Annotated in this window: 25 protein-coding genes and 1 pseudogene; 18 read left to right on the top strand and 8 right to left on the bottom strand. The window is 63.4% G+C overall.

Features of this window, described 5'->3' with window-relative positions; translation table 11 throughout:
* Positions 1-55 precede the first annotated feature (55 nt).
* Positions 56-607 (bottom strand): GNAT family N-acetyltransferase, encoded by a 552-nt coding sequence (locus ABIE49_RS15875; protein WP_192738199.1) that lies wholly within the window; start codon positions 605-607, stop codon positions 56-58.
* A gap of 162 nt (positions 608-769) precedes the next feature.
* Here ABIE49_RS15875 and ABIE49_RS15870 point away from each other — a divergent pair, with 162 nt between their 5' ends.
* From ABIE49_RS15870 to ABIE49_RS15815, 12 genes are all read left to right on the top strand, one after another.
* Positions 770-1,369: a superoxide dismutase gene (locus ABIE49_RS15870; protein WP_192738198.1), complete on the top strand. Its 600-nt coding sequence runs from the start codon at positions 770-772 to the stop codon at positions 1,367-1,369.
* 221 nt (positions 1,370-1,590) lie between these two features.
* Positions 1,591-1,965 (top strand): fluoride efflux transporter CrcB, encoded by a 375-nt coding sequence (gene crcB, locus ABIE49_RS15865; protein ID WP_192738197.1) that lies wholly within the window; start codon positions 1,591-1,593, stop codon positions 1,963-1,965.
* A 124-nt stretch (positions 1,966-2,089) separates the two neighbouring features.
* Positions 2,090-2,698 carry a permease gene (locus tag ABIE49_RS15860; RefSeq protein ID WP_192738196.1) on the top strand — a complete coding sequence of 203 codons (609 nt, stop codon included), beginning with the start codon at positions 2,090-2,092 and terminating at the stop codon, positions 2,696-2,698.
* Positions 2,699-2,700: 2 nt separating this feature from the next.
* The gene (locus tag ABIE49_RS15855) at positions 2,701-3,198 is read left to right on the top strand and encodes a hypothetical protein (protein ID WP_192738376.1); all 498 of its coding nucleotides are present in this window, start codon (positions 2,701-2,703) and stop codon (positions 3,196-3,198) included.
* Between the two features lie 54 nt (positions 3,199-3,252).
* Complete coding sequence (locus tag ABIE49_RS15850) at positions 3,253-3,480, top strand: hypothetical protein (protein ID WP_192738195.1); 228 nt, start codon at positions 3,253-3,255, stop codon at positions 3,478-3,480.
* Positions 3,477-3,752: a type II toxin-antitoxin system RelE/ParE family toxin gene (locus tag ABIE49_RS15845; protein WP_192738194.1), complete on the top strand. Its 276-nt coding sequence runs from the start codon at positions 3,477-3,479 to the stop codon at positions 3,750-3,752. The genes ABIE49_RS15850 and ABIE49_RS15845 overlap by 4 nt, the downstream gene beginning before the upstream one ends.
* A gap of 60 nt (positions 3,753-3,812) precedes the next feature.
* Positions 3,813-4,016 (top strand): hypothetical protein, encoded by a 204-nt coding sequence (locus ABIE49_RS15840; RefSeq protein WP_192738193.1) that lies wholly within the window; start codon positions 3,813-3,815, stop codon positions 4,014-4,016.
* A 2-nt stretch (positions 4,017-4,018) separates the two neighbouring features.
* A complete protein-coding gene (locus ABIE49_RS15835; RefSeq protein ID WP_192738192.1) occupies positions 4,019-4,786 on the top strand; it encodes a metal ABC transporter ATP-binding protein in 768 nt (255 codons plus the stop codon).
* 5 nt (positions 4,787-4,791) lie between these two features.
* Positions 4,792-5,661, top strand: coding sequence for a metal ABC transporter permease (locus ABIE49_RS15830; protein WP_192738191.1), 870 nt, complete (start codon positions 4,792-4,794; stop codon positions 5,659-5,661).
* Between the two features lie 2 nt (positions 5,662-5,663).
* On the top strand, positions 5,664-6,536 hold the full coding sequence (locus tag ABIE49_RS15825) for a metal ABC transporter substrate-binding protein (protein ID WP_192738190.1): 873 nt from the start codon (positions 5,664-5,666) through the stop codon (positions 6,534-6,536).
* 54 nt (positions 6,537-6,590) lie between these two features.
* Entirely contained in the window at positions 6,591-7,643 is a 1,053-nt protein-coding gene (locus ABIE49_RS15820; protein ID WP_192738189.1) for a CobW family GTP-binding protein, read from the top strand.
* Complete coding sequence (locus ABIE49_RS15815) at positions 7,643-8,656, top strand: WD40 repeat domain-containing protein (RefSeq protein ID WP_192738188.1); 1,014 nt, start codon at positions 7,643-7,645, stop codon at positions 8,654-8,656. Before ABIE49_RS15820 ends, ABIE49_RS15815 begins: the two co-directional genes overlap by 1 nt.
* A 175-nt stretch (positions 8,657-8,831) precedes the next feature.
* Here ABIE49_RS15815 and ABIE49_RS15810 read toward each other — a convergent pair whose 3' ends face one another.
* A complete protein-coding gene (locus ABIE49_RS15810) occupies positions 8,832-9,782 on the bottom strand; it encodes a hypothetical protein (protein ID WP_192738187.1) in 951 nt (316 codons plus the stop codon).
* A gap of 277 nt (positions 9,783-10,059) precedes the next feature.
* On the opposite strand from ABIE49_RS15810, the gene ABIE49_RS15805 reads away from it, so the two are divergent.
* The 3 genes and pseudogenes from ABIE49_RS15805 (at position 10,060) to ABIE49_RS15795 (ending at position 12,147) form a co-directional block, all read left to right on the top strand.
* Positions 10,060-10,776, top strand: coding sequence for an MgtC/SapB family protein (locus ABIE49_RS15805; protein WP_192738186.1), 717 nt, complete (start codon positions 10,060-10,062; stop codon positions 10,774-10,776).
* Between the two features lie 91 nt (positions 10,777-10,867).
* Positions 10,868-11,200 carry a hypothetical protein gene (locus tag ABIE49_RS15800; protein ID WP_192738185.1) on the top strand — a complete coding sequence of 111 codons (333 nt, stop codon included), beginning with the start codon at positions 10,868-10,870 and terminating at the stop codon, positions 11,198-11,200.
* Positions 11,201-11,405: 205 nt separating this feature from the next.
* Positions 11,406-12,147 (top strand): annotated as a pseudogene (locus ABIE49_RS15795) (acetoacetate decarboxylase).
* 33 nt (positions 12,148-12,180) lie between these two features.
* Here ABIE49_RS15795 and ABIE49_RS15790 read toward each other — a convergent pair.
* The 6 genes from ABIE49_RS15790 to ABIE49_RS15765 all read right to left on the bottom strand — a co-directional run bounded on the left by ABIE49_RS15790 (position 12,181) and on the right by ABIE49_RS15765 (position 17,376).
* Complete coding sequence (locus ABIE49_RS15790; RefSeq protein WP_192738183.1) at positions 12,181-12,402, bottom strand: hypothetical protein; 222 nt, start codon at positions 12,400-12,402, stop codon at positions 12,181-12,183.
* A 160-nt stretch (positions 12,403-12,562) separates the two neighbouring features.
* Positions 12,563-14,005 carry a homospermidine synthase gene (locus tag ABIE49_RS15785; protein ID WP_192738182.1) on the bottom strand — a complete coding sequence of 481 codons (1,443 nt, stop codon included), beginning with the start codon at positions 14,003-14,005 and terminating at the stop codon, positions 12,563-12,565.
* A gap of 46 nt (positions 14,006-14,051) precedes the next feature.
* Positions 14,052-14,441: a RidA family protein gene (locus tag ABIE49_RS15780; RefSeq protein ID WP_192738181.1), complete on the bottom strand. Its 390-nt coding sequence runs from the start codon at positions 14,439-14,441 to the stop codon at positions 14,052-14,054.
* Between the two features lie 94 nt (positions 14,442-14,535).
* Positions 14,536-15,132, bottom strand: coding sequence for a GNAT family N-acetyltransferase (locus ABIE49_RS15775; protein WP_192738180.1), 597 nt, complete (start codon positions 15,130-15,132; stop codon positions 14,536-14,538).
* Between the two features lie 121 nt (positions 15,133-15,253).
* Positions 15,254-16,396, bottom strand: coding sequence for a type III PLP-dependent enzyme (locus ABIE49_RS15770; protein ID WP_192738179.1), 1,143 nt, complete (start codon positions 16,394-16,396; stop codon positions 15,254-15,256).
* A gap of 719 nt (positions 16,397-17,115) precedes the next feature.
* Entirely contained in the window at positions 17,116-17,376 is a 261-nt protein-coding gene (locus ABIE49_RS15765) for a hypothetical protein (RefSeq protein ID WP_192738178.1), read from the bottom strand.
* Positions 17,377-17,586: 210 nt separating this feature from the next.
* On the opposite strand from ABIE49_RS15765, the gene ABIE49_RS15760 reads away from it, so the two are divergent.
* The 3 genes from ABIE49_RS15760 to ABIE49_RS15750 all read left to right on the top strand — a co-directional run bounded on the left by ABIE49_RS15760 (position 17,587) and on the right by ABIE49_RS15750 (position 21,602).
* Positions 17,587-19,677: a M3 family metallopeptidase gene (locus tag ABIE49_RS15760; protein ID WP_192738177.1), complete on the top strand. Its 2,091-nt coding sequence runs from the start codon at positions 17,587-17,589 to the stop codon at positions 19,675-19,677.
* A 147-nt stretch (positions 19,678-19,824) separates the two neighbouring features.
* Complete coding sequence (locus ABIE49_RS15755; RefSeq protein WP_192738176.1) at positions 19,825-20,460, top strand: DUF1007 family protein; 636 nt, start codon at positions 19,825-19,827, stop codon at positions 20,458-20,460.
* Complete coding sequence (locus ABIE49_RS15750; protein ID WP_192738175.1) at positions 20,457-21,602, top strand: nickel/cobalt transporter; 1,146 nt, start codon at positions 20,457-20,459, stop codon at positions 21,600-21,602. Before ABIE49_RS15755 ends, ABIE49_RS15750 begins: the two co-directional genes overlap by 4 nt.
* The last annotated feature ends 61 nt before the right edge of the window (positions 21,603-21,663 follow it).

Genomic DNA, 21,663 nt, shown 5'->3' with positions numbered 1-21,663 from the left:
GGCCAACATATTATCGGCAGGCGCATGCGCAAGCCACCCCATCGCCGCGCAGGGGTCACCATGGCAGGCCGCATAGGTCGATGACGCCGTCGCGCGGAGCGCGGGTGAAGTCGAACACGAACGGCGCCATCGCCTCGAAACGAATGCGTCCCTCCGGCTGCTCGGCATAGATCTCGCCGGTGAATTTATGCCACCCGCGGGCCTCGTAGAAGGCGAAATTATGCGGCTCGCAGAACAACAGCGCAAACTTGATCGCTTCGTGGTCGCGCATGGTCTGGACCGCGGCGCCGAGCGCGAGGCCGGCAAGCCCTCGCCCCCGGAAATCCTCGCGGGTCGCAACCCCGCCAATACCGCCGATATCGACCTTGCGCCCGTTCCAGGTGGCGGTGCGGAAAAAGATACCGACGTGGCAGGCAAGCCCGGGGTTTGGCGATTCGCCGTTAGAATCCTCCGGCGCTTCGATCAGCACGCGCAAATCGGCGTGGGCCCATTTGACATGGCCCCAGGACAGTTTCTCGACCACATGCTGCGGCCAGACCGCATTCATCAGCGGTTCGACCCTCGGCCATGACGCGTCCCCGTTCAGGACATCGATCTCGATACTCATCTTTTACCCCGCAATAGCCGTATGTCCCGTCATACGCTGGACGCGGAGCATCGTTACCGAAGAAGCCGCCCGCTTTGTCAAATTGCGGTGTTTAAGCGCGATGGAACCTTCTATAAGGGTTCCCGTTACACCACGTCTCCCATCATTTTCGGACATCACCCCATGACCTTCACGCTTCCTGACCTTCCCTATGCCCATGACGCCCTTGCCCCCTATATGTCCAAGGAAACGCTGGAATTCCACCACGACAAGCATCACCAAGCTTACGTGACCAACGGAAACAACGCGATCAAGGGGACCGAATTCGAAGGCAAGTCCCTCGAGGAGATCGTCAAGGCCTCGTTCGGCAAGAACCCGGCGGTGTTCAACAATGCCGGCCAGCACTACAACCATCTGCATTTCTGGAACTGGATGAAGCCGAATGGCGGCGGCAGCAAGCTGCCCGGCCGTCTGGAAAAGAAGATCACCGAGGATCTCGGCGGGCTCGACAAGTTCAAGACCGACTTCGCCGCCGCCGGCGTCGGCCAGTTCGGCTCCGGCTGGTGCTGGTTGTCGGTCAAGAACGGCAAGCTCGAAATCTCCAAGACCGCGAACGGCGAGAGCCCGCTGGTTCATGGCGCAACCCCGATCCTCGGCTGCGACGTCTGGGAGCACTCCTACTACATCGACTATCGCAACCGCCGCCCGGACTATTTGAAGGCGTTCGTCGATAATCTCGTGAACTGGGAATATGTCGACCAGCTGTTCGGCAAGGCTTCCTGATTGAGCCCGTCATTCCGGGGCGCGCGATAGCGCGAACCCGGAATCTCGAGATTCCGGGTCTGTCCTTCGGAACATCCCGGAATGACATCGAACTTATATCAAGGGCGGCGGTGCAAAACTGCCGCCCTTATCTTTTGCCTTCCATGCCATCCTTGCAGGCGTCGTGGGCTTGCGGCACAAGCGCTGTTGCCGGGTGATTTCGCGATGTGGAAAATGCTGCGATGAGCTATTTGCTGGTCTTCGTCGGTGGCGGCCTTGGCGCGTCGCTGCGCCATTTCATCAATCTCACCTGCGCCCGCTGCATCGGCCCCGGATTTCCCTGGGGCACCATCATCATCAACATATCAGGATCGACCGTGATGGGGCTGATCGCGGGCTATCTCGCGCTCAAGGGCGAGGCCTCGCAGCCGTGGCGGCTGTTCCTGATGACGGGCATACTCGGCGGCTACACCACGTTTTCCGCGTTCTCGCTCGATACCGCCGTGCTCTATGAGCGGGGTGAGCTTGGCCTGGCGGCGGCCTACATTATCGGCTCGGTGGTGCTGTCGATTGCCGGCCTGTTTGCCGGCCTCGCGCTGGTGCGCCACCTGACCTGAAAAGCGCGTGACAGCCTTGCATGGCCATGCCTGAGCGGCGCATGGATGTTTCAGTTGTTCCGTTTGCGTGAGGCCCCGGCCGGGACTAAGCAGGGTTGGACTTTTCACCTGCCGATTCATTGCATTGTCAGAACCCCCATTGAAAGAACCGGTGCCCGCCGACGAACTTGCGGAGGCCGAAGCGGTCCCGCGACGCAAGCGCAAGCCGGTCGGCTGGTCGATGATCTTCATCGCCGTGCTGGTCGCGGTCAGCGCCACGCTGGTCTATCGCCGCGACGGTATCGACGGCGTGCTCAAGATTCTCACCCATGATCTCTGGCTGTTCGGCGAGATCCTGCCGCGCGTATTGGCTGGCTGCCTGCTCGGCGCGTTCATTACGGAAATCCTGCCGCACGAGAAAGTGTCGCGATCGCTCGGGCCGAACTCCGGCCTGAAGGGATTGCTGATCGGAACGGCGTTCGGCGCCATCCTGCCGGGCGGGCCGTTCACGGCCTATCCGGTGGCGGCGGCGCTGCTCACGGTCGGCGCGGATTTCGGCGCCACCATCGCGATGGTGGTGAGCTGGACGCTGATCGGTTACGGCCGCGCGGTGGCCTGGGAATTGCCGATTCTCGGCACCGATTTCACGCTGTGGCGGATCGTGATCTCGCTGCCGATCCCGGTGCTCGCCGGCGCGCTCGGGCGCTTCGTCTATGTGCGGATGTATCCCAAGGGCGAGGGCGAGCCGTCATGACGATGAGCGCGCTCATCATCGACATCAGCCTGTGGGGCTCGGTGCTGGTGCTTGGCATCATCGCGTTCCGGCGCGGCCGTGTCGTGGTGGTTTCGGCGGCGCGCGAGGGCGCGATGGATTTCATCAACATCGTGCCGCGGATCGCGCTCGGCGTGATCGGCTCCGGCTACATCGCCGCCGTCATCCCTCCCGAAATCATCACCGGCTGGCTGGGCCCGGATTCCGGCTGGCTCGGCGTGCTCACGGCCGTGATCGCGGGCGGACTGACGCCGGGCGGCCCGGTGGTCGGCTTTTCGATCGGCGCGGTGGCGCTGAAGGTCGGCGGCGGCTCGCCGCAAGTAATCGCCTATGTCGTCGCCTGGGCGCTGTTCGCCTTCCAGCGGCTGATCCTCTGGGAAATCCCGTTCATGCCGGCGAAATTCGTCTGGTTCCGCGCCGCGGTATCGGTGCCGTTTCCGTTCCTGGCGGCGGCGCTGGCGATGGCGATCGGGAAGCCGTGAGGCAAGGCCGCTGCAAGGCTTCCTAAGAGGGGCTGAAGCCACTATGTTCCGGGTATGACGCGACTGCTTGAACAGGCCATCGAAACTGTGTCCGCCCTGCCTGACGACGTGCAGGACGATCTCGCGCGGATTCTCCTGCAATTCGCGGGCGTCGAGCAACCGCCTTATGTGCTCACACCAGAAGAAGAAGCTGACCTGAACGCTTCACTCGCTGAGGCTGAGCGCGGCGAGTTTGCGACGGATGAAGAAGTCCGCGCTGTCTGGGCGAAGCATGGGCTGTGAAAGTCCGCTACACACGCCGGGCGCTCCGGCAGATGGCCGACATTCTCGACTACATTGAAACCCGGTCGCCGCAAGGCGCCGACAACGTCAGCAGGCGATTGCAGGCCGTCATCCGTCTGCTCGCTGATCACCCTGAGGCCGGGCGCGTTACCAACAAGGGTAATTTCCGCCGCATCGCCGCGAGCCCCTATCCCTACGTCATTTTCTACCGATCGGACGCCGCTGGGATCGTGATCCATGGCGTTCGCCATGCTGCCCGACGCCCCCTCTAGGCAGGCAAAGTAGGGCTCGGGTAAGTGGACTCAGGTAATGTTATAATATAACATCTTTGCATGTCTCACTCCCATTCCCACGACCACGGACACCATCACCACGCCCATAGCCATGGTCATCCCCATCACCACGACCCGTCGACGCCGCATCCGGCGCAGCCGGCGCCGTGGTCGATCCTGCGGATGACGGTGGCGACGCGGCTTGGCGCGGCGCTGGCGGTCAGCGCCTGTCTTTGGGTGGTCGTGCTGGTGGCGATGAGGTGAGCATGGCGGCGCAGGCAAAAGTTCAGGTGAAATTCAGTAACGTCACGCTCGGCTACGACCGGCATCCGGCGGTGCACCACCTCAACCTCGAGGTTGCCGGGGGTGCGCTGGTCGCGGTGATCGGACCGAACGGCGCCGGCAAGTCGACGCTGTTTCGAGGCCTCGCCGGCATCCTGAAACCGCTGGCGGGCTCAATCTCGCTGGGTGGTCTCGACAGCAAGGACATCGCCTATCTGCCGCAGACCGCCGACATCGACCGCAGTTTTCCAATTTCGGTGTTCGATTTCGTCGGCACCGGCCTGTGGCGCTCCACCGGCTTCTTCGGCGGCATGGGCAAGAAAGAGCGCGAGCGGATTTTGGCGGGGCTTGCCGCCGTCGGCCTCAACGGTTTTGAGAACCGCCCGATCGGCACGCTGTCCGGCGGCCAGATGCAGCGCATGCTGTTCGCCCGCGTGCTGCTGCAGGACGCGCGCCTGATCGTGCTGGACGAGCCGTTCAACGCCATCGACGCCAAAACCTCCGCGGACCTGGTTGCGCTGGTCAAGCGCTGGCATGGCGAAGGCCGCACCGTGCTGGCGGCGCTGCATGATCTCGATATGGTGCGCAACCATTTCCCCGAAACCCTGCTGCTGGCCCGTGGCCCGGTGGCCTGGGGCGCGACCGCGCAGGTGCTGACGCCGGATAACCTGATGGTGGCGATGAAGATGTGCGAAGCCTTCGACGACCGGGCCGCGGCCTGCGCCGCCGATGCGCCGTCGCGGGCTGCCTGATTACAATGCTCCACGATACGCTGATCGCGCCTTTCACCGAATTCGAGTTCATGCGCCGCGCGCTGGCGGCCGTGATCGCGCTGTCGCTGGGCGCCGCTCCGATCGGCGTGTTCCTGATGCTGCGGCGGATGAGCCTCGTCGGCGACGCCATGGCGCATGCGATCCTGCCCGGGGCCGCGATCGGCTTCCTGGTCTCCGGGCTCAACCTGTTCGCGATGACGACCGGCGGCCTGATCGCAGGATTTACGGTCGCGATCCTGGCCGGCGTGGTGGCGCGCACCACCGAATTGAAGGAAGACGCCTCGCTGGCGACGTTCTACCTGGTGTCGCTGGCGCTCGGCGTCACCATCGTGTCCATCAAGGGCACCAATATCGACCTCTTGCACGTGTTGTTCGGCAACATCCTGGCGATGGACGACCAGACCCTGCTGGTGATCGCCTTCAACGCCACGATCACTTTGCTCGTGCTGGCCGTGATCTATCGCCCGCTGGTGATCGAATGCGTCGATCCGGTGTTCCTGCGCACGGTGAGCCGTGCCGGCGCGCCGGCGCATCTGGCGTTCCTGGCGCTGGTCGTGATCAATCTCGTCAACGGTTTTCACGCGCTCGGCACCTTGCTCGGCGTCGGCCTGATGATCCTGCCCGCGGGCATCGCGCGGTTCTGGTCGCGCGACATCACCGGCATGATCTGCATTGCGGTCGCAAGCGCCATGGTGTCGGGCTATGCCGGGCTGGTGCTGTCGTTCCAGACCAAAATTCCGTCAGGCCCCGCGGTCATTCTGGTCGCGGCGGGGATTTATGTGGTGTCCGTGCTGTTCGGCAATGTCAGCGGCCTCGTGAGACAGCTGTTCCCCGGCCGGCATCTCGAGGCGTAACGATGCAGCGTTTGTTAGGGTTCATGTGTCTGGTGCTGATCGCCACAGTCGTTCCGGCCAGCGCGCAGGAGCGCCTCAAGGTTGTCGCCAGCTTCTCCATCCTCGGCGATTTCGTCCGCAACGTCGGCGGTGACCGCGTCAGCGTCACGACACTGGTCGGTGCTGATGGCGACGCGCATGTCTACTCGCCAACGCCGGCGGATGCGAAAAAGATCGCCGATGCGAAGCTGATTTTCGTCAATGGCCTTGGTTTCGAGGGCTGGCTGCCGCGGCTGCTGAAATCCGCAGGCAGCAAGGTCACCGTCGTGACGGCGACGGCCGGCATCGCGCCGCTCAAGTTTGGCTCGGATGCCGACCCGCACGCCTGGCAATCCGTCGCCAACGCCAAAATCTACGTCGGCAATATCCGCGACGCGCTGGCGGTCGCCGATCCTGCCTCAGCCCAGGGTTTTCGCGCCAATGCGGAGGCCTATCTGGCGAAACTCGACGCCCTCGACCGCGAGGCGCGCGAAGCCGTCGCAAAAATCCCGCAAGCCCGCCGCAAGGTGATTTCGACCCATGGCGCTTTCGGCTATTTCGCCGCCGCCTACGGCGTCGAATTCATTGCACCCGTCGGCGTATCCACGGAATCCGAGCCCAGTGCCCGCGATATTGCCGGTATTATCACCCAGATCCGAACCGCCAGGATCCCGGCGGTTTTTCTGGAAAATGTGAGCGATCCGCGCCTGATCCGCCGGATATCGGCCGAGACCGGCGCCAGGATCGGCGGGACCCTCTATTCGGACAGTCTGACGGCCGAAAAGGGCGATGCCCCCACTTACATTGATATGGTCAGGCACAATATAAAGGCCCTGACCAGCGCGCTTGGCGAATAGGGCAGGGGCCTCCCTGCTGTTGCCGGCGCGCCCGAATTTCCGCCCGGAGCCACCATGTCTGAACTGACCGCCCAAAAAATTCCTGTGACCGTGCTGACGGGCTATCTCGGCGCCGGCAAAACCACGCTGCTCAACCGCATTCTGTCGGAAAACCACGGCAAGAAATACGCCGTCATCGTCAACGAATTCGGCGAGATCGGCATCGACAATGACCTCATCATCGGCGCCGATGAAGAAGTGTTCGAGATGAACAATGGCTGCGTCTGCTGCACCGTGCGCGGCGACCTCGTGCGCATCCTCGACGGCCTGATGAAGCGCAAGGGCAAATTCGACGCCATCATCGTCGAGACCACCGGCTTGGCCGACCCGGCGCCGGTGGCGCAGACCTTCTTTGTCGATGAGGACGTGCAGAAGAACGCCCGGCTCGACGCGGTCGTCACCGTGGCCGACGCCAAATGGCTGAGCGACCGTTTGAAGGATGCGCCGGAAGCCAAGAACCAGATCGCGTTTGCCGACGTCATCGTGCTCAACAAGACCGACCTCGTTTCCAAAGCCGAACTCGCCGAAGTCGAGGCGCGGATCCGCGCCATCAACCCTTACGCCAAACTGCACCGCACCGAGCGTTGCAAGGTGGCGCTGGCTGACGTGCTGGAGCGCGGTGCGTTCGATCTCGATCGTATTCTCGAGATCGAGCCGGAATTCCTCGATGCCGGCGATGGCCATGATCATCACCATGATCACGATCATCACCACGGCCATGACCATCATCATGATCACAGCCATGGCGGGCTGAAGCATTACCATGACGAGGAGATGCAGTCGCTGTCGCTGCGCACGGACAGGCCGCTCGATGCCACCAAGTTCATGCCGTGGCTGCAGAACCTCGTCGCCTCCGAAGGGCAGAAAATCCTGCGCTCCAAGGGCATCCTCGCCTTCAGCGACGATGACGACCGCTACGTGTTCCAGGGCGTGCACATGATGCTCGAGGGCGACCATCAGCGCAAATGGAAGGATGACGAACGGCGCGAGAGCCGGCTTGTCTTCATTGGTCGCGAATTACCGGAGCAGATGATCCGCGACGGTTTTGAGAGCTGTATCACCACGTGATGAAACAGTTTGATCCGGGCGAAGGCGCCTCCATTGCTTCGATCACCGACAAGGTGCGGCCGCTTGCGGTCGGCATGCCGATATCGTCGGTGCATTTTCTCGGTGAGACCGCGGTCTTCGTCGGCGCTGAGGAGAAGGCTGCCATCGTCGGCGCCGGCGGCGAGATTTCTCCTGTCGATATTCACGGCGGCGCGGTGCTGTGCGCGGCGTCCGACGGCGCGCGCGTCGTGACCGGCGGCGACGACGGCAAGCTCGTCGCGCTCAACGCCAGGGGCGAGGTCAGCGTGCTCGCGACCGACGCCAAGCGGCGCTGGATCGACAACGTCGCGCTGCATCCCGATGGCGCGGTGGCGTGGTCGGCCGGCAAGATCTCGTACGTTCGCACCAAGGGCGAGGAAAAATCATTCGACATGCCCTCGACCGTCGGCGGCCTGGCGTTCGCGCCAAAGGGCCTGCGGCTGGCGGTCGCGCATTACAACGGCGTGACGCTGTGGTTTCCCAACATGGCGGCAAAACCCGAGTTTCTGGAATGGGCCGGCTCGCATCTGTCCGTCACCTTCAGCCCGGACAACAAGTTTCTGGTGACCGGGATGCACGAGCCGGCGCTGCATGGCTGGCGGCTCGCCGACAACCGGCATATGCGCATGAGCGGCTATCCCGGCCGCGTCCGCTCGATGTCGTGGAGCGCCGGTGGCAAGGGGCTTGCAACCTCGGGCGCCGACACCGTGATCATCTGGCCGTTCGCCAGCAAGGACGGGCCAATGGGCAAGGAGCCGGCGATGCTGGCGCCGCTGCAGGCCCGCGTCTCCGCGGTCGCCTGTCATCCGAAGCATGATATCCTGGCCGCGGGCTACAGCGACGGTTGCGTGCTGATGGTGCGGATCGAGGACGGCGCGGAGATCCTGGTGCGCCGGAGGGGCAACGCCGCGGTTTCCGCGCTGGCCTGGAGCCCCAAGGGATCGCTGCTCGCCTTCGGCACCGAAGACGGCGACGCCGGCATGGTGGAGTTGTAGATCGTTCGCTCCGTGCGTGGCGAGACGACCCGAAGCGCATCAGTGATTGACGGTGCGCTCCCTCTCCCGCTTGCGGGGGAGGGCTGGGGTGGGGGTGTCTCCGCGAGTCGCATTGTTCGTAAAAGCGAGTTGCGTTCGTTTCGAACCCGTACCTGCCATCAAGCACAAGCCCAGCCTACTTCGCCTTCTTCCCACCTTTGACGTAAGCCTCGATGTGGTCAAACGTCTTGCCGGCCGGTTCGAGGTTTTCGAAAGCCGAAGCGGCCTTGCTCATGTTTTCGGCGGTCTTGTCGCGATCCTTCGCGTCGGGTTTGAAGACGGCGAGCATGGTGAGCGCCGTCATATAGTTTCCGAACGCCGCTTGCTCGGCCGTGAACAGGTTTTTCAGGCGAGGATCGTTCTCAAAAAAGCCGGTGAAGGTCTTCTTGATGCCGTCGTCGGCTGATGCCAGCGACTGTAACGCCCAGAATGCGCTCGCCAATGTCAGCACGCGAAAGAATTTGGCGGGCTCGGTTTTGCACGCGTGTTTGTCGCAGGCCATCTTGGCCATCACGTTGTCCCGGCCTTCCGCGGTCATGTTCGGCCCGAACTTGCCCTTCATGAATCCCATGCGGATGGCAATGCCCGCCATGTCGTCATCTGCGCTGGAGAAGTTGGCGAGGATTCTTTCAATGAAACGGGTGTCGCCGGATGCCATATAGGCGCCGATCAAGAGGTCGTTGTCGGCGGCATTCGACGACGGCCGCACCACGGCGAGTTTGGCAGGTTGGTTCTTTTCGATTTTCTGCAGCGTGGCTGTGATCTGGTTTTCCTCGGCAAATTTCTGCGCGTCTTCTGTGAGGCCGGCGCCGTAGAGCGCCACGAGCTTCACCGATTTGACGTAGGAAGAGGCTTCAAGTTGCAGGATGCGCTGCTTCTCCGCGGGCGACGTGCTGAAGATCTGCGCCAGGAATCCGATCACCGCGCTGGGATCGGCGTTTGGGCCGGCTCGCATTTGCGATAGCACGCTGTCGACGCAGGCGGGCTGCCTGGTTCGGTAATAGCCCGTCATGCAATTCTGGTCGGCAACTGCGGGCGAGCATTGTATGCCAAGCAGAGCGACCGCGACGTAAAGCAATCTTTTCATGACAAATTCTCGCAAAATCAGGCAAATCTATTCTATCTGGGACCGCACCGAGCGCCGCTGCCTGCAGCGAAGCGGCTCGTCGCTTGCACCTGTCCCGGCGACCGTTAGTCGCCGGAACGGGCCAGATCGTTCAGGCTGTGATAGATTCGTCACCTCTCTCCCCTAGAGCGTTTTCCAGCGAAGTGGACACCGGTTCGCGTCAAGAAAACGCGTCAAAACAAGAATCTAGAGCCCCGTTCCGATTCCATCGGAACGGAAAAGGCTCTAGAAAACCGACATGCGCTTCCTGACTACCTTCCAGATCGCCGATTTCCTCGACACCCTGGTCAGCCTGACCGCGGCGTTCGTTCTGGGCACCCTGATTGGCGCCGAGCGGCAATACCGGCAGCGGACCGCGGGCTTGCGCACCAATGTACTGGTCGCCGTCGGTGCGGCCGCCTTCGTCGACCTTGCGATGCATCTGAAGGCCGCCGAAGGCGCGGTACATGTGATCGCCTATGTCGTTTCGGGGATCGGCTTCCTCGGCGCCGGCGTCATCATGAAAGAGGGCATGAACGTCCGCGGCCTCAACACCGCGGCGACGCTCTGGGGATCGGCCGGGGTCGGAGCTTGCGCCGGCGCCGACATGGTGGCCCAGGCGGCGGCGCTGACCGTGTTCGTGGTCGCCGGCAACACCTTGCTGCGTCCGCTGGTGAACGCGATCAACCGAATTCCGATCGACGAACGCGCTTCCGAGGCGACTTACTACTTCAAGCTCGCAGTCAGTGCGGAGGCGTTGCCTGACATGCGCGACCAACTGGTCGAGCGGCTGGAGCATGCAAAATATCCGGTCGCCGAGCTCAATGTGGTCGAGCATGGCGATGACCTGCTGGAGATCGTCGCCACGCTGGTCTCCACCGCGATCGATCCCAACGAGTTGAATGCGGTCGCGGTCGATCTGCAGCGCCAGCCCGGCGTTCGCCACGCCACCTGGGAAGTCTCGACCAAGGATTAGTTTGATTCTTGCCCGGTTCCGCACGCTGCGGGGGGCGGAACAATGCGCGCCGCCGGCCGTTGTCATCGCGAACAATTTTGTGGTGAACGATATGCCTGCCGATCAGAACAAGCGCAGCTACCGGATTGATTTTCTCGTTGCGGCCGCGCTGGTCACGACGGGCCTTGTGATGGCCGGCCTGTCGATGGCCGAGTTGCGCGCGCGTGGTCCGCAGCAACTGGCGCAGGCGACCCAACCGCTGCAATCGTCGCCGGGCGCGGAAACCAGGCCGTCGGTGCCCGCGGAGACGACGACCGGAACGCGGCCGTCCAACGTCCCGCCCGAACCGGCGCGTCCCGATGCCGACGCGCAGAAGGCGGGCGCCCAGCCCGCGCTGCCGCCTGCACCGGCCGAGAAAACGGCCGAACCAATCAAGCAGAAGTAGTCTAGGCGTAGGGTGGGCAAAGGCGCATCGCGCCGTGCCCACCATCAATCCACCGTTACCCTGAATGGTGGGCACGCTTCGCTTTGCCCACCCTACGGCCTGACGCCGTTTTGATGGCATTGCAGCTTCTACAGCCTCGCCTGCGTCCCCAAGCTGCCGCATACTCACGTCATCGCGCGACCGCGCCGACAAGATGGGGCAGGCCATGAAAATCGACGATGTCAGACGAACCGCCTATTCGATGCCGCTGAACAACCCGTCCTTCCCGCCGGGGCCCTATCGGTTCTTCAACCGCGAATATTTCATCATCACCTACCGGACCGATCCGGACGTGCTTCGCGCTCTGGTGCCGGAGCCGCTCGAAGTCGTTGAACCCATCGTCAAATATGAATTCATCCGCATGCCCGACTCGACCCGGCTTCGGCGACTACACCGAAACCGGCCAGGTGATCCCGGTCCGTCTCAACGGCGAGGAGGGCGCCTATACCCACGCCATGTACCTTGACGACGAGGGTCCGATCGCCGGCGGCCGCGAAATCTGGGGATTTCCCAAAAAGCTTGCGAAGCCGAAGATCGAAGTCGAGAGCGATGTGCTGGTCGGCTCGCTGCACTACGGCTCGGTGCTCTGCGCCTCCGCCACCATGGGTTACAAGCACCGTCCAGTCGATCATGACGCCGTGCTGAAAGGCATGAAGGCGCCGAACTTCATTCTCAAGATCATCCCGCATGTCGACGGCACGCCGCGGATCTGCGAACTGGTTCGCTTCCAGCTCGAGGACATCACGCTGAAGGAAGCATGGAGCGGTCCGGCCGCGCTTGGCCTGTTTCCCCACGCGCTGTGCGACGTTGCCCGGCTTCCGGTGCGCGAAGTGGTTTCCGCGCTGCATTTCAAGGCTGATCTGACGCTGGGATTGGGGAAGGTGGCGTTCGATTACATGGCGAAGTGACAGTCGTCACCATCCCGGAATGACGAAGACGCTCTACTGCGCGCCCTTCAGCGTGCAGGAGGTCGAGCAGGTCGTCATCACGCCGCGCTGGCAGGAGATGCACACGTTAATGCACTGCTTCAGGTCCTTGGGATTGTAGGAGCTGTAGAGCTTGCGGGCGCAGTTATCGATCGAGCCGGTGATGTCGTTGTTGTTGTCAGGTTTGCACCCGGCCAAAACGACCGCCGATAGCATGATTGCGATAAAGACGCGCATTTCCACCGCTCCACCGGGGACGTCGCTGCGCAGAGACACAGGACGGCTCAAGGCCCTTGCAAAAGGGGTACCCTTCAGGATGGCGCGATTTCATTAAGCGAGCGTTACGCTGGCCGGCGCCCCCTGATGCTGCAATGCACCAAGGGGGTGGAACCCAACCTTACCGCACCAGAATGTTCCGGAACTGCCAGGGATCCGAGGTGTCGATGTCTTCCGGGAACAGGCCCGGCCGGTCCGTCAGCGGCGTCCAGTCGGTGTAAAAACCCTTCACCGGACCGAGATACGGCATCTGGATTTCCAGCAGACGATCGAAATCCATCTCGTCCGCTTCGACGATGCCTTGGTTCGGGTTTTCCAGCGCCCACACCATGCCGCCGAGCACGGCGGAGGTCACCTGCAGGCCGGTGGCGTTCTGATAGGGCGCGAGTTTGCGGGTCTCTTCGATGGAGAGCTGCGAGCCGTACCAGTAGGCATTGTTGTCATGGCCGAACAGCAGCACGCCGAGTTCGTCGATGCCATCGACGATTTCGTTTTCATCGAGGATGTGGTGCTTTTCCTGCATCTTCGCCGCGCGGCCGAACATTTCATGCAGCGAGAGCACGGCATCGTCAGCCGGATGATAGGCATAGTGGCAGGTCGGCCGATAGATCGCCGTGCCCGATGCGTCACGCACCGTGAAGTAATCGGAGATCGAGATCGACTCGTTGTGGGTGACGAGGAAGCCATACTGCGCGCCGCGGGTCGGGCACCAGGTGCGCACGCGCGTGTTGGCGCCGGGCTGCATCAGATAGATGGCGGCGCCGCAGCCAGCTTCATGGGTACGCGCATTCTCGGGCATCCATTTTTCATGGGTGCCCCAACCGAGTTCGGACGGCTGCACGCCTTCCGACAGGAAACCTTCCACCGACCACGTGTTGACGAAGACATCAGGCTCTTTCGGCGACTTGGAGCGCTGGGTGTCGCGTTCGGCGATGTGAATGCCCTTGATGCCGGCCTGCCGCATCAAATCAGCCCATTCGGCCTTGGTCCTTGGCTTGGGGGCATTGAGCTTCAGATCAGCGGCGACATTGAGCAGCGCCTGCTTGACGAAAAACGAGACCATGCCGGGATTGGCGCCACAGCAGGAGACGGCCGTCGTCGAGCCCGCGGGGCGCGCCTTCTTGGCGGCCAGCGTCGCTTCGCGAAGGGCGTAGTTGGAGCGCGCTTCCGGGCCTTTCGAAGAATCGAAATAGAAACCGAGCCAGGGCTCGTTGACCGTGTCGATATAAAGCGCGCCAAGTTCGTTGCAGAGCTCCATGATGTCGGTGGACCCGGTATCGACCGAGAGATTGACGCAGAAACCCTGGCCGCCGCCTTCAGTGAGCAGCGGGGTAAGCAAGGCGCGATAATTGTCCCTGGTCACGCCCTGCTGGATGAATTTCACATTGTGCTTCTCGCAATGCGCCTTGCGGCCCTCGTCCTTGGGATCGATCACGGTGATGCGCGACTTGTCGTAATCGAGATGCCGCTCGATCATCGGCAGCGTGCCTTTGCCGATGGAGCCGAAGCCGACCATGACGATGGGACCGGTGATCTTCGCGTAGATCTGCGAGGCGGGGCTCATGGGATGGTTTCTCCGGAAAGTCTGGCAACAAAAGGTGAGGGGTGGATCAGGCGCTGCGGCGCTTGGCGGTCACTTCGATCTCGATCTTCATCTCGGGCTTGTAGAGCCCCGCGACCACCAGAAGCGTGGCGGCCGGGCGGATGTCGCCGAGAACTTCGCCGCAGACCGCGAAATGGGCATCCGCATCCCTGAGGTCGGTGATGTAGTAGGTCGCGCGGACGATGTCGGCCATCGCGAAGCCGCCTTCCTTCAAGGCGGCCTCGATGGTCTTGAAGCAGTTCCGTGACTGGCTCGTGACATCGTCAGGCATCGTCATGGTGGCGTAGTCATAGCCGGTGGTGCCGGCGACAAAGGCGAAATCGCCGTCGATCACGGCGCGGCTGTAGCCGGCGGTCTTCTCGAACGGCGAACCGGTGGAAATGAGACGGCGGGGCATCGGAACCTCGATTTGCGGCCTGATCCGGAAATAGCTGATTTGGCGCGGTTTAAGGGCTTTTCGCCGGACCGCGCAACCCCTCTGACGCGACGGCTCAGGCCGCGTGCGGCACAGTCTGTAGAGCCTTCTTCGCGCGCGATGCCTTTGCCATTGGCGCGCCCGACGCCGAGATCATGCCCCAGGCGCCGTCGAGCGCGCCCTCGCGCAGCTCGAGGCCGAGCAGGCGGTCGCGCTCGAACGGGCCGGGCAGCGACAGCTCGCCGGTCTTTTCGGCCGAGAAGCCGAATCTGATGTAATAGGGCGCGTCGCCGAGCAGGATCACCGCGTGATGGCCACGCGCCGTCGCCGCCGCGAGCGCGTGGTCCATCAGCGCGGCCCCGACGCCAAATTGGCGGGAGGATTTCTCAACCGCCAGCGGGCCGAGCATGAGCGCCGGGATGCCCCCGGCGCTGACGTGCCACAACCGGACGGTGCCCACGAGCTTCCCTCGTGCCACGGCCGACAAGGCAAGGCCTTCGGCGGGCGCACGTTCGTCACGCAGGCGCTGGCAGGTGCGGGTATGGCGGTTTGCGCCAAAGCAGGCATCCAGCAGCGCTTCACGCGCAACGACGTCCGAAGCCCGTTCCGCACGGATCGCGAACGGAGCGGCTTTCGGGGTGAGGGCAACAGTGGTCTTCCGCAAAGCAGTCATGGCACGTCAGTCCTCACTCCAACGGCAAGTCACGCCGCGGAGCGTTGTCCTCAAAATTCGCAAAAATAGGGGGTGGGAGCCGGCGCACCGGCTCCCGGTTAGTCAGGCCTCAGCGGCCAGTTCAGATGTGGTAGGTCCGCAGCGGCGGGATGCCGTTGAACGCCACCGACGAGTAGGTCGACGTATAGGCGCCGGTGCCTTCGATCAGCAGCTTGTCGCCGATCTCGAGCGTAACCGGGAGCGGATACGGCAGCTTCTCGTACAAGACGTCGGCGCTATCGCAGGTCGGGCCCGCGAGCACGCACGGCGTCATTTCCGCGCCGTCATGCGGTGTGCGGATGGCGTAACGGATCGACTCGTCCATCGTCTCGGCGAGACCGCCGAACTTGCCGATGTCGAGATACACCCAGCGCACCTCGTCCTCGTCGCTCTTCTTGGAGATCAGAACGACTTCGGTCTCGATGATGCCGGCATTGCCGACCATGCCGCGTCCCGGCTCGATGATGGTTTCCGGGATCTGGTTGCCGAAATGCTTGCGCAGCGCGCGGAAGATCGACCGGCCGTATTGCAGGACCGGAGGAACGTCCTTGAGGTACTTGGTCGGGAATCCACCGCCCATGTTGACCATGGACAGGTTGATCCCGCGCTCGGCGCAGTCACGGAACACCGACGAGGCCATCGACAAGGCGCGGTCCCACGCCTTCACCTTGCGCTGCTGCGAGCCGACATGGAACGAGATGCCGCACGGCTCCAGGCCCAGGCGCTTGGCGAGGTCGAGCACGTCGACCGCCATCTCCGGATCGCAGCCGAACTTGCGCGACAGCGGCCATTCGGCGCCTGCGCAATCATAGAGGATGCGGCAGAACACCTTGGCGCCGGGCGCGGCACGGGCGATCTTCTCGACTTCGGCGGCGCAATCGACCGCGAACAGGCGAATGCCGAGCGCGAAGGCACGCGCGATGTCGCGCTCCTTCTTGATCGTGTTGCCATAGGAGACGCGGTCCGGCGTCGCACCGGCAGCCAGCGCCATTTCGATCTCGGCCACCGTCGCGGTGTCGAAGCACGAGCCCATCGAGGCCAGGAGCTGCAACACTTCCGGCGACGGGTTTGCCTTCACCGCGTAGAACACGCGGCTGTCCGGCAAGGCCTTCGCGAAGGTCTGGTAGTTGTCGCGCACGACTTCGAGGTCGACAACGAGGCACGGCTCGGTGTCCTGGCCCTCGCTGCGGCGGTTGCGCAGGAATTCCTGAATACGTTCGGTCATAGCACTCTCCCAAACGGCCCAGCGACGGGATCCGTTCAAAAAATTGATGTCGGATATGAGCGCTCCGGCCACATCGCGCGATGGAGGCGCAACGAAGCCAAAAGACTCAGATCAGACTGTGCTGCCGTGGATTGGTTGGGAATTTCCCGCCCGCACACCTGGCAATGAAGGACAAGCCTTTTCAGTAGCCCGCGCCGGCGTTGGAATGCCGGTAGAGACCAAAAAAGCCCGATCCGTCGTTGCTTTAAGTCGCGTCCCCCGTTGAGAGCGGGGTGCGCCGGTTCGCCTCCGGCTGCCAGTCACGGTTGCAAAGGATGCAGAGACCTTCAACGGCATCTCTTGAGAGAGATGCTGGCCGCTTATGAAGCGACCCTCGGTTCTTCATCCCTTGGCGGCTGTCCGGCCTCTTGTCCGGATACCTACCGACTGACACACGACCACAGGCACGTGCGAAATTGGGCAAGGCTGGAAATAAGGCTTTTGATTCCGCTTCGCAACTATTTTTTTAGGCTGGGGACAAATTTGCCTAACGTGTGCTTACAGCAGCGCGCTCAGCGCGTCGCTTGACGTCGCCAGCGCGTCTGTTGACGTCGCTCGTCACGCGCTGGCGACGTCAAACATGAACAGCCGTTAAGATTTCTCGGGAAATTACGGAGCGTTGTCGCGTGAAGTGGAATCACGAAAGCGCCTGTGCCGCAGCGCTTTCTTCGTTCAGCGCGTCAGCTGCGTTTCCAGAACGGCTCGATGCGCTGAGCTTGGCGGATGAAGCCCACCATGATCACGACGCCGATGCCGAACATCACCGCCTGCAGGATGTGCGCGCCGGTGTCGGAGAGCCCGAGCAGGATCGCGAGCGCCCAGCCGCCGGCGAACGCCGCGCCGAACACCTCGGCGCCGATCAGGATCGCCGCCGAGATGACGGTGATGACGCTCGGCCAGATGATCTCGCTCTTGGCGCCGGAAGAAGGCTGCATGCTCATGAAACAGGTCCTGTTGGGTGGGCGCAATCTCTCCGAAAAGGCCCCCACTATCAAGCTTAAAAGGCCCAAAAATGCCGTATCGCGTGATATAGATTGACGCATCATTCAGAGCGTTTTCGAGCCGAAGCGGATACCGGTTCACGTGAGGAAAACGCGTCAAAAACAAGGCCTGGAGCCCGAAGCGGCTTCAGCGCAGAAACGGGACTTGTGATGTCGGAAACCCAGCAAAATGCAGCCCCTCCGGAAACCCCGGTAAATCCGCTGCTCCGGCCGTGGCAGACGCCGTTCGAGACGCCGCCCTTTGCGGAAATTCTCCCTGAGCACTTCCTGCCGGCTTTCGAGCAGGCCTTTGCCGATCACGCCGCCGAGGTCGCCGCCATCACCCACGATCCCGCGGCGCCGGACTTCGCCAACACGATTACGGCACTGGAGCGCTCCGGCAAGCTGCTCTCCAAGGTCTCCGCCGTGTTCTACGACCTGGTGTCGGCGCACTCCAATCCGGCGATCCTGGAGATCGACAAGGAAGTGTCGCCGCGGATGGCGCGGCACTGGAATCCGATCATGATGAACGCGGTGCTGTTCGGCCGCATCGCCATGCTCCACCACAACCGCGCCACGCTCGGCCTGACTGGAGAGGAGATCCGGCTGCTGGAGCGCACCTACACCAACTTCCACCGCGCCGGCGCCGGCCTCGACGAAGCCGCCAAGGCGCGCCGGGCCGAGATCAACGAGCGGCTGGCCGAGCTTGGCACCTCGTTCAGCCACCACCTGCTCGGCGACGAGCAGGAATGGTTCATGGAGCTTGGCGAGGACGACCGCGGCGGGCTGCCGGAAGCCTTCGTCGCCGCCGCCAAGGCCGCGGCCGAGGCGCGCGGGATGGCCGGCAAGGCGATCGTGACGCTGTCGCGCTCTTCCGTGGAGCCGTTCCTGAAGAGCTCCGACCGGCGCGACCTGCGCGAGAAGGTGTTCAAGGCCTTCACCGCCCGCGGCGACAATGGCAACGCCAACGACAACAACGCCACCGTGGTGGAGATCCTGGGGCTCCGCGAGGAGGCCGCCAAGATCATGGGTTACCCGACCTATGCGGCCTACCGCCTGGAAGATTCCATGGCCAAGACGCCCGAAGCGGTGCGCAGCCTCCTGGAGCGGGTCTGGAAGCCGGCGCGGGCCCGGGCGCTCGCCGACCGCGACGCGCTGCAGGCCATGATCGCGGAAGAGGGCGGCAATTTCGCGCTGGCGCCGTGGGACTGGCGCTACTACGCCGAAAAGCTGCGCCAGGTCCGCGCCAATTTCGACGACGCCGCGATCAAGCCGTATCTGGTGCTCGACCACATGATCGAGGCCGCCTTCGACTGCGCCACCCGCCTGTTCGGGGTCACGTTCTCGGAACGCAAGGATATCCCGGTCTGGCACCCGGACGTTCGGGTCTGGGAGGTCAAGGGAAGCGACGGCAAGCATAAGGCGCTGTTCTATGGCGACTACTTCGCCCGGTCGTCAAAGCGCTCCGGCGCCTGGATGACCTCGCTGCGCGACCAGCAGAAGCTCGACGGCGAGATCGCCCCGCTGGTGATCAATGTCTGCAACTTCGCCAAGGGCGCCGACGGCGAGCCGTCGCTGCTGTCGCCGGACGACGCGCGGACCCTTTTTCACGAGTTCGGCCACGGCCTGCACGGCATGCTGTCCAACGTGAACTATCCCTCGCTGTCCGGCACCTCGGTCTTCACCGACTTCGTCGAGCTGCCTTCGCAGCTCTACGAGCACTGGCAGGAGCAGCCGCAGGTGCTGCGGCAGTTCGCAAAACACTACCAGACCGGCGAGCCGCTGCCTGACGAACTGCTCACCCGCTTCCTGGCCGCGCGCAAATTCAACCAGGGCTTTGCCACGGTGGAGTTCGTCTCCTCGGCGCTGATCGACCTCGAATTCCACACCCAGCCGGCATCAGCCAGCCGCGACGTCGGCGCGTTCGAGAAGGCGGAGCTGGAGAAAATCGGCATGCCCGCCGAGATCGCGCTGCGGCACCGGCCCACCCAATTCGGCCATATCTTCTCCGGCGACCATTATGCGTCGGGCTATTACAGCTACATGTGGTCGGAGGTGATGGACGCCGACGCGTTCGGCGCCTTCGAGGAGGCCGGCGACATCTTCGATCCCGCCACCGCCAAGCGCCTGCACGACGACATCTATTCGTCCGGCGGCTCGCGCGACCCCGAGGATGCCTATGTCGCGTTCCGCGGCAGGGAGCCGGAGCCCGACGCGCTGCTGCGCCGCCGCGGCCTGCTCGAAACGCCAGAGGCGGCGTGAGCCTCGCGTCGTCCCCGCCTAGTGCGCAATTGCGCACGGGCGCGGGGACCCATAACCACTGATGTTCGTTGTGAAGGAACGCCTTTGCCACACTGCCCAAACGAGACGACACGGCGTATGGGTCCCTGCGTTCGCAGGGACGACATCATGCGTGTACTGTTCGGCTTCTTAGGCTTGATCGTCGCGTCGCTGCTCGGCGCCGCCCCGGCACAAGCCCATCCACATGTCTGGATCACCGCCAAGAGCGAGGTGGTCTATGCCGCCGACGGCTCGATCTCGGGCGTGCGCCACGCCTGGACCTTCGACGACATGTTCTCGACCTATGCGCTGCAGGGCATCGAGACCAAGACCAAGGGCGTCTACAGCCGCGAGGAACTGGCGCCGCTGGCGCAGACCAATATCGAGTCGCTGAAGGAGTTCGGCTACTTCACCTTCGCCAGGGCCGACGGCAAGAAGGAGAGGTTCCTGGAGCCGGTCGACTACTATCTCGAATTCAAGAATGACGCGCTGACGCTGCATTTCATGCTGCCCGCCAAGACGCCGTTCAAGGCCAGACAGGCCGCGCTGGAAGTATTCGATCCTGCCTTCTTCATCGACTTCAAGTTCGAGGACAAGGACCCGATCAAGCTGGTCGGCGCCCCCGCCGACTGCAAGCTGCAATTCCAGCGGCCCAATGACGGCACCGCCAATGCGCAACGGCTCAACGAAAACAACTTTATGAACGGCGACAATTCCAACTACGGCGCCATGTACGCCAACAAGATTTTGGTGGATTGCCCGTGAGGCAGCATACCAGCTTCGCCCACGCGATCCTGATCGGGATCATAGCACTCGCCGCCGTTGTCGCGGTCGATGGCGCCCTGCACGTCCTGTTGGCGCAAAACCCGTTCGGCGGCCCGCGGCCGGCCAAAGCCCCTGAGCCGCAAGTCGGCGGCATCGTCGGCTGGCTCTTGGCCAAGCAATCGGAATTCTATCGCGAGATGTCGGCGACCATTCGCGCCGCCAAGTCCGACGGCTCGGCGGTCTGGACCCTGCTGGCGATCTCGTTTGCGTACGGGATTTTCCACGCCGCCGGTCCCGGCCACGGCAAGGCGGTCATCTCGTCGTATCTGGTCGCCAATCACGAAACCGCGCGGCGCGGCATCGTGCTGTCGTTTGCGTCCGCGATGCTGCAGGCGCTGGTCGCCGTGCTGATCGTCGGCATCTGCGCCTGGCTGCTCAACGCCACCGCCAAGACGATGTGCGGGGCGGAGAAGGCAATCGAGATCGCGAGCTACGCTTTGATCGCGGCGTTCGGCGCCCGGCTGGTCTGGACCAAGGGCGGCGGATTTATGCGCGCGCTGCAGGCCAAGCCAGTGCCCGCGATGGCCACCGCTGCGGCTGCGGCCAGCCATGATCACAATCATGGCCACGATCACCACCACCATGAACATCATCACCATGCGCACGCGCACGCTGACGCCCATGCGCACGGTCATGCCCACGCGCACGCTCATGCCGACGCTCATTCCCACGCCGACGGCCACGTCCATGACGAGCATTGCGGCCATTCCCACGGCCCGACGCCGGATCAGCTTGCCGGTCCCGGTGGCTGGCAGCGTGGGCTGGGCGCGATCTTCGCGGTGGGCCTGCGGCCCTGTTCGGGCGCGATCCTGGTTTTGGTGTTCGCGCTGGCGCAGGGCCTGTTCTGGGCCGGCATCGCCGCGACCTTCGTGATGGGCCTTGGCACCGCGATCACGGTCGCAACCATTGCCATCGTCGCGGTGTCCGCGCGAGGCCTCGCCGAGCGCCTCAGCGCCGGCCGCGAAGGCGGCGGCGCGCTGATCATGCGCGGCATCGAATTCGGCGCGGCGGGCCTCGTGCTGCTGTTCGGCCTCGGCCTGCTGTTCGGCTACCTCGCCGCCGAGCGGGTGACGTGTCTGTGATCTGGTTTGTAGCCCGGGTGAAGCGTAGCGTAACCCGGGGCGACTTTATCCGGTCATGCCA

The organism is Bradyrhizobium sp. OAE829 (genome assembly GCF_040546575.1).
Taxonomy (GTDB): Bacteria; Pseudomonadota; Alphaproteobacteria; order Rhizobiales; family Xanthobacteraceae; genus Bradyrhizobium.
The sequence above is the reverse complement of the archived record's forward strand: the minus strand, read 5'-3'. Positions and strand labels throughout refer to the sequence as shown.

Bases quoted from the DNA above. Each gene is read 5' to 3' on its own strand.
- ABIE49_RS15875 (WP_192738199.1), bottom strand. From the start codon at position 607: ATGAGTATCGAGATCGATGTCCTGAACGGGGACGCGTCATGGCCGAGG.
- ABIE49_RS15870 (WP_192738198.1), top strand. From the start codon at position 770: ATGACCTTCACGCTTCCTGACCTTCCCTATGCCCATGACGCCCTTGCC.
- crcB (WP_192738197.1), top strand. From the start codon at position 1,591: ATGAGCTATTTGCTGGTCTTCGTCGGTGGCGGCCTTGGCGCGTCGCTG.
- ABIE49_RS15855 (WP_192738376.1), top strand. From the start codon at position 2,701: ATGAGCGCGCTCATCATCGACATCAGCCTGTGGGGCTCGGTGCTGGTG.
- ABIE49_RS15850 (WP_192738195.1), top strand. From the start codon at position 3,253: ATGACGCGACTGCTTGAACAGGCCATCGAAACTGTGTCCGCCCTGCCT.
- ABIE49_RS15840 (WP_192738193.1), top strand. From the start codon at position 3,813: ATGTCTCACTCCCATTCCCACGACCACGGACACCATCACCACGCCCAT.
- ABIE49_RS15835 (WP_192738192.1), top strand. From the start codon at position 4,019: ATGGCGGCGCAGGCAAAAGTTCAGGTGAAATTCAGTAACGTCACGCTC.
- ABIE49_RS15830 (WP_192738191.1), top strand. From the start codon at position 4,792: ATGCTCCACGATACGCTGATCGCGCCTTTCACCGAATTCGAGTTCATG.
- ABIE49_RS15825 (WP_192738190.1), top strand. From the start codon at position 5,664: ATGCAGCGTTTGTTAGGGTTCATGTGTCTGGTGCTGATCGCCACAGTC.
- ABIE49_RS15820 (WP_192738189.1), top strand. From the start codon at position 6,591: ATGTCTGAACTGACCGCCCAAAAAATTCCTGTGACCGTGCTGACGGGC.
- ABIE49_RS15815 (WP_192738188.1), top strand. From the start codon at position 7,643: ATGAAACAGTTTGATCCGGGCGAAGGCGCCTCCATTGCTTCGATCACC.
- ABIE49_RS15810 (WP_192738187.1), bottom strand. From the start codon at position 9,782: ATGAAAAGATTGCTTTACGTCGCGGTCGCTCTGCTTGGCATACAATGC.
- ABIE49_RS15805 (WP_192738186.1), top strand. From the start codon at position 10,060: ATGCGCTTCCTGACTACCTTCCAGATCGCCGATTTCCTCGACACCCTG.
- ABIE49_RS15800 (WP_192738185.1), top strand. From the start codon at position 10,868: ATGCCTGCCGATCAGAACAAGCGCAGCTACCGGATTGATTTTCTCGTT.
- ABIE49_RS15790 (WP_192738183.1), bottom strand. From the start codon at position 12,402: ATGCGCGTCTTTATCGCAATCATGCTATCGGCGGTCGTTTTGGCCGGG.
- ABIE49_RS15785 (WP_192738182.1), bottom strand. From the start codon at position 14,005: ATGAGCCCCGCCTCGCAGATCTACGCGAAGATCACCGGTCCCATCGTC.
- ABIE49_RS15780 (WP_192738181.1), bottom strand. From the start codon at position 14,441: ATGCCCCGCCGTCTCATTTCCACCGGTTCGCCGTTCGAGAAGACCGCC.
- ABIE49_RS15775 (WP_192738180.1), bottom strand. From the start codon at position 15,132: ATGACTGCTTTGCGGAAGACCACTGTTGCCCTCACCCCGAAAGCCGCT.
- ABIE49_RS15770 (WP_192738179.1), bottom strand. From the start codon at position 16,396: ATGACCGAACGTATTCAGGAATTCCTGCGCAACCGCCGCAGCGAGGGC.
- ABIE49_RS15765 (WP_192738178.1), bottom strand. From the start codon at position 17,376: ATGAGCATGCAGCCTTCTTCCGGCGCCAAGAGCGAGATCATCTGGCCG.
- ABIE49_RS15760 (WP_192738177.1), top strand. From the start codon at position 17,587: ATGTCGGAAACCCAGCAAAATGCAGCCCCTCCGGAAACCCCGGTAAAT.
- ABIE49_RS15755 (WP_192738176.1), top strand. From the start codon at position 19,825: ATGCGTGTACTGTTCGGCTTCTTAGGCTTGATCGTCGCGTCGCTGCTC.